Annotated in this window: 4 protein-coding genes and 1 pseudogene; 4 read left to right on the top strand and 1 reads right to left on the bottom strand. The window is 57.6% G+C overall.

From position 1 onward, the window contains the following. Positions 1 to 156: 156 nt before the first annotated feature. The gene (locus tag J2X76_RS31470; protein ID WP_310221869.1) at positions 157 to 1,413 is read right to left on the bottom strand and encodes a cation:proton antiporter; all 1,257 of its coding nucleotides are present in this window, start codon (positions 1,411 to 1,413) and stop codon (positions 157 to 159) included. A gap of 333 nt (positions 1,414 to 1,746) precedes the next feature. On the opposite strand from J2X76_RS31470, the gene J2X76_RS31465 reads away from it, so the two are divergent. The 4 genes and pseudogenes from J2X76_RS31465 to J2X76_RS31450 all read left to right on the top strand — a co-directional run. Further along, complete coding sequence (locus tag J2X76_RS31465) at positions 1,747 to 1,968, top strand: hypothetical protein (protein WP_310221867.1); 222 nt, start codon at positions 1,747 to 1,749, stop codon at positions 1,966 to 1,968. Positions 1,969 to 2,549: 581 nt separating this feature from the next. Continuing rightward, on the top strand, positions 2,550 to 2,723 hold the full coding sequence (locus J2X76_RS31460; protein WP_310221866.1) for a DUF2934 domain-containing protein: 174 nt from the start codon (positions 2,550 to 2,552) through the stop codon (positions 2,721 to 2,723). A gap of 952 nt (positions 2,724 to 3,675) precedes the next feature. Next, a pseudogene (gene istA / locus J2X76_RS31455) lies at positions 3,676 to 5,239 on the top strand (IS21 family transposase). Next, a partial coding sequence (locus tag J2X76_RS31450) for an ATP-binding protein (protein WP_310221864.1) occupies positions 5,172 to 5,666 on the top strand: 495 nt, incomplete at its 3' end. The pseudogene istA and the gene J2X76_RS31450, both read left to right, overlap by 68 nt.

Genomic DNA, 5,666 nt, shown 5'->3' with positions numbered 1-5,666 from the left:
AGGGATAATCGGATGGCGCCTGTAAAGAACCGCCAGCGGATCAAGCTCCCCGCGCCGATCTACATCGTGCTTGGCATCGACCTGCTGATTGTCGTACTTTATATGCTGGGTGCGTTTTCCTGAACGGCGAAGATAGGGGGACAGCCTACACTACCGTCAGCCTGCCTCACGCCCGTGCCGGTGGTCGAGCCAACGCATCACCGGCGTCACCGTCAGACCGTGCATCAGGATCGACAGGACCACGACAAGCGATACGATGATCCAAAGCCGATTTGCGTCTTCAAAGTTGCCTTGGTTGATGCCGTAGGCCAGGTAATAGAACGAACCAACACCGCGGATGCCGAAAAAGGAAATGGCGACTTTTTCCGAGATTGTCGCCCGCGCGCCTATAAGCGCTACAAGACCGGTCACCGGTCTGATCACCAAAAGGATCAGCAGGCCGGCGACAATCTCGACCCAGCCCACTTCGGCCAGCAGACCATTGACAATGGCCCCGCCGAACGCCAACAGCAGGAGCATCATCGTGATGCGCTCGATCTGCTCCGTGATGTCGTGCATGTCGCGCTGAAAATCATGATCCCGATGCGAATTGCGGAGCGTCAACGCCGTGACGAAGACGGCAAAGAAGCCGTAGCAATGCAACATTTCCGAAAGACCGTAGGAGACAAAGGTCGCGGCGATCGCAACCAGGCCATCGCCTGTCTTAGCCAAGGTGTCTCCCGGCATTTTGAAGGTCGCCCATCCGAAGATCCGCCCTACCATCCAGCCGCAACCGATACCGGCGATCGTCTCCCATAGGAGGTTCAATGTGAGCCATTCGGTGAACCACGTCTTTCCGTTGGAAGCCGCCAGGCTGAGGGCGATGGCCAGATGCACGAACGGGAAGGCAAATCCATCATTCAGCCCGGCTTCCGACGTCAGCGCAAAGCGAACGTTATCTTCCCCACCCTCCAGCGGACCTGCGACCTGGATGTCGGCGGCCAGAACAGGATCGGTCGGAGCAAGGCTCGCCGCCAAGAGAAGTGCCGCGACCGTGCTCAGGCCGAGCAAGCCTATGCCCACGAACGCGATGGCGGCGATGCCGAGAGGCATCGTGATCAGCAGCAACCTCCATGCCAGTCCCCAGCCCTTGAACGAGAATCGGCGATCGATCTTTAGCCCCGCCCCCATCAGGGCGACGATGACGACGAACTCCGTCAGCCGTTCAGTCGCATACGGATGGGCGACCGGCGACGGATCAAGCTGCATATACGGCCCGGTGTAAATCAAGCCGCCGATGGCCATACAGATGATCGGGAGTGACAGCGGAAGACGGCGCAGCGCCAATGGCAGCCATGCGACAAGTGCGATGAGAAGTCCGGTGCCCGTTAATGCGACCGCATATGGATCAAGCTCCCAACCGTGAACTGCCAAGCTTTCGTTTCTTTCTCTCCGCTACTCCGTTATCCGGGTAGTCGGAAGTACATATAGAGGGCGCGCAGTGAACGTCATGCGTCGCCCACAATGACGGTGATGGTGCCGCGCCCTTCGCAGGTAGAACACTGGAAGCCTTTAACCTTACCCGATCCGCCGCAGTCGGGACATATGCCCTCTGCGGATTGTTCAGAACCTGGATCGGTCTCGTCACCTGGAGCTGGTCTGGCTGGTACCGTATTATATTCTTCGCGCGAATGCTCCGCGCCACGGTTTCGGTCAGCCGCTTCTCCATCGGTCCTGCCGACGCCGGGTGAAGGGTAATCTTGTTCTATGCTCATAGACGAACTCCATTACCGCTCATTAACTGAGCGCCGCGTCGGCAGTTCCATGACTTGCTCCGGCGATCGCCAGCTCGATTTAGCAGCGATGGTTTTTGATATGCACGGCGGACTGTTCGCCTCGCTTAGCATCCTCTTTTCCTGCGGCAACGACGCCGTTGCAAGCTGTTCTAGTTGGCTGTCGGTTTCCCATTATTTGTTTCACCGCTCATGAAACTTCCACCTGTCGCCCGTGTTCGAGCGTCTTCAACAAGACAAGGATCTATGGCCTTCAAGCATTCATCTCCTGCCGCTGTGATCCTATTCGCAACTACGCTTGAAGGAGTGTCCATGACCGGCAACAGAATGCTCCTCGTGGTTTTATTGGCGGCCGTCGTAATAACGGGCCTCATATATCTGATGCCGCGGCGGACCGCCCGATCAACAGGCGTCTCCTCATGCAATCAATCAGGCTGGCTAGATTGCAGATGGGGAGGCGGCTCTACCGCATAATGCCGCTCTCCCTTGCCGCAGATAGACTTCCCGCTTGCGGTCACCGACGACATGTTCATAGAGCAGGTCGAGCGCAAGCAACGGATGGCGCAATTTCCAAGCTCTGAAACCAAGGCCCGAGCTCGGCTATGTTCCTGCGCAGGTCGTCGCGTCGTGGGCTGTCCGTTTTCAGGCCCCAACTCGCATCTCCGGCGCGGTTATGGCTGCTTCTTCGGCTTGGAATATTGGCCGGCATGAAACTATCGGGGAGGCCGATGGTTCGTGATCCCATCAATTAGGACTGGGCTGGCACAGGAGGAGAGAATGGCATTCGACAGGCAAGATTGGATCACGAAACGCGCCTACGAAATATGGGAGCAAGCCGGTCGGCCAGACGGCTATCACGAGGAACACTGGGTGCAAGCCACAAAGGAATGCGAGGCTGCAAACGGTGGCGAAAGCAGGCCGAACCTGGCCTGGGACGACGAGGATTCCTGAGGCGAGAAGTTTGGATGAAGATCGCACTAAGCCACGTAGCTTGCCGTTGCCCTTTTCTCGACCGCCGCCGCATACGTCCTGCCATCGGGTTTTAACATGGCTCACTGCAGCCTACCGGTTCGCGCAGGCCAGATAGCGGGGCTGCGAAGGTAAAAGGTGCTGGTGCACTTCCCTTTTCATTCATCGTGAACGATACGGTTGCGTCGAAGATCTCGCAGTCTCTCTCTGAGGTGAGGATCTGGTCCTGGCCTTCACCCAGTGGAGCGAATGTAAAGCGTCTTCTTCCTGCATGCTGCCTTGCCAGATCAAGCTGCCTTACCTCCGCGACATGAGGACATTTCAGTTGTCCCGGTCTGTAGGCGCAGTTTTCCATGAAAGACTTGATGTTCGTCGCGGACGTTGAGGCGAACCGTAGTGAAGTCCTGCCGCGGCAGCTCATCTCTGGCGAAATCAGTGAGAAACTGGCTGGCCTCAGTTCGATCTCGCCATGGTCAAGATCGATGCCAGTATCATCCCTCTGGCTGTTGTAGCCAAAGCCGGTATCGAAGAGAGATCTAGGCATGAACGCGCCGCATCAATCTGATGCGCCGTAATCTCGTTCGGAAGGAGATCGTTCCGAGGTTTGGTGCGAACCCGTACAGATCGGCGGGAGGTCTCAACATAGCGTTCGTTTGAGAGCATCACGCCGCTCATCATGCCGGGCTTTTTTGTGATTTCTGACGAACTTTTCAATCCCGTGCATGTTAGCTGGTCCAACAATGAGGTCCACGGTGGATGAGTTCCTGTCAGCCACAGCGTTCATATCGCTCGCCGCCGCCATCGGCGCCGTCGTCGGACAGCTTGTGTTTAAGCATGGAATGTTGACCCCTCTGGCGGGGTAATACTTATCCAATTTTGACCCCCTTGGATTTCATCCGACCATCTGGCTTTTGCCAGTGGATGGGGTGGGGAGTTGAAGAGAGTGGATACGATTGCCCGTGTCCGACGAGCCTTCCATGTTCAGGGCTGGTCGGTGAAGAAGATCACCAGAGAGCTGAATGTTTCGCGTAATACGGTTCGCAAAATCCTGCGTTCTGATGCGACTGATTTTGTCTACAAACCAGAACATCAACCGTTGCCCAGGATCGGAGCCTGGAAGGGTGATATTGAACGGTTCCTCATTGCCAACGAAGGCAAGGCATCGCGCGAACGGCTGACGCTGATCCGGATTTACGAGGAGGTCCGGGCACTTGGCTACGACGGCAGTTACGATACCGTTCGCCGCTATGCCAAGGCCTGGGAAAAGAAGCGAGGGACCGTAACGGCCGAGGCCTATGTTCCGCTCTATTACGCACCCGGTGAAGCATATCAGTTCGACTGGAGCCACGAGATCATTCTGATCAACGGGTGACGACGACCGTGAAGGTCGCGCATGTCCGGCTCTGCCACAGTCGGATGATGTTCGCGAGAGCGTTATGCGCGAGAGCCAGGAGATGGTGTTCGATGCCCACGACAAGGCCTTCGACTTTTTCCGAGGCACTTGCACACGCGGCATCTACGACAACATGAAGACGGCGGTAGAGGCCGTCTTCATCGGCAAGGAGCGGCAATATAACCGCCGTTTCCTGCAGATGTGCAGCCACTATCTCGTTCAACCTGTTGCCTGTACGCCTGCATCCGGATGGGAGAAAGGACAGGTCGAGAACCAGGTCGGACTGGTTCGAGAACGCTTCTTCACACCGCGTCTTCGGGTTAAAAGCCTGGATGAGCTGAATGTCTGGCTGCTCGATAAGTGCATCGCCTACGCCAAGGCACACCGTCATCCTGAACAGACCGAGCGAATGATCTGGCAGGTGTTCGAGGAGGAACGCGGCAGCCTCGTGCATTACGTCGGGCCGTTCGATGGTTTCCACAGCGTCCCGGCCTCGGTGTCGAAGACCTGCACGGTCCGTTTCGACAACAATAAATACTCTGTCTCTCGACTGCCGTCGGCCGCCCCGTCGAGGTTCATGCCTATGCCGACCGGATCGTCATCCGGCAGGACGGCGTGAATGTCGGTGAGCATCAGCGTCGCTTTGGCCGTGGCGAGACGATCTACGATCCGTGGCACTATGTACCTGTTCTGGGTCGCAAACGCGGCGCTTTGCGCAACGGCGCACCGTTCAGGGACTGGGTGTTGCCAGCGGCGATGGAGAAGGTCCGCAAGCGCCTGAAGAGCGTCCATGACGGTGATCGGCAAATGGTCACCATCCTTGCATGCGTTCCCACCGATGGTCTGACGGCCGTCGATGCGGCCTGCCAGGAGGCGCTGGACCAGGGCGTCTGCTCGGCTTCGGTAATCATAAACATTCTGGCTCGTAGTCGTGACCCGGCTCCGGCGGTAACCCTGCAAACCTCGGATGCGCTTCGATTGACCCATGAACCGGTCGCCGACTGCGCACGCTATGACAGCCTCAGGAGGGCAAGCTGATGGAACGCACACAGGTTCTCGAACTGATGAGCACGCTGAAGCTCTACGGAATGCGCAGCGCTTATGACGAGGTCATGGGCAACGGTATCAAACGGCAGCACGAACCGCCGCGTATCGTCGGTGACCTCCTGCAGTCGGAGATCGCCGAGAAGCAGGCCCGGTCCATTCGCTACCAGCTCAGCATCGCCAAGCTGCCGCTTGCCAAGGACATTGATGACTTCGACTTCGCCGATACACCTGTGAATGAATCCCTGGTACGGGAGCTGGCTACCGGCACCTTCGTCGCCGACCAACGTAACGTCGTTCTCGTCGGCGGCACGGGAACAGGCAAGAGCCACCTGGCCATTGCGATTGCCCGTGCCCTGATCCGTAACGGAACGCGTGGCCGCTTCTTCAACGTCGTCGATCTCGTCAATCGTTTGGAAACGGAGACGCGCAGCGGAAAGCAGGGTCGGACGGCGGACTACCTCAACCGTCTCGACTTCATCATCCTC

It is taken from the genome of Neorhizobium sp. 2083 (assembly GCF_031455615.1).
Taxonomy (GTDB): Bacteria; Pseudomonadota; Alphaproteobacteria; order Rhizobiales; family Rhizobiaceae; genus Neorhizobium.
Note: the sequence above shows the minus strand (reverse complement) of the source record. Positions and strands in the feature narration are given on the sequence as shown.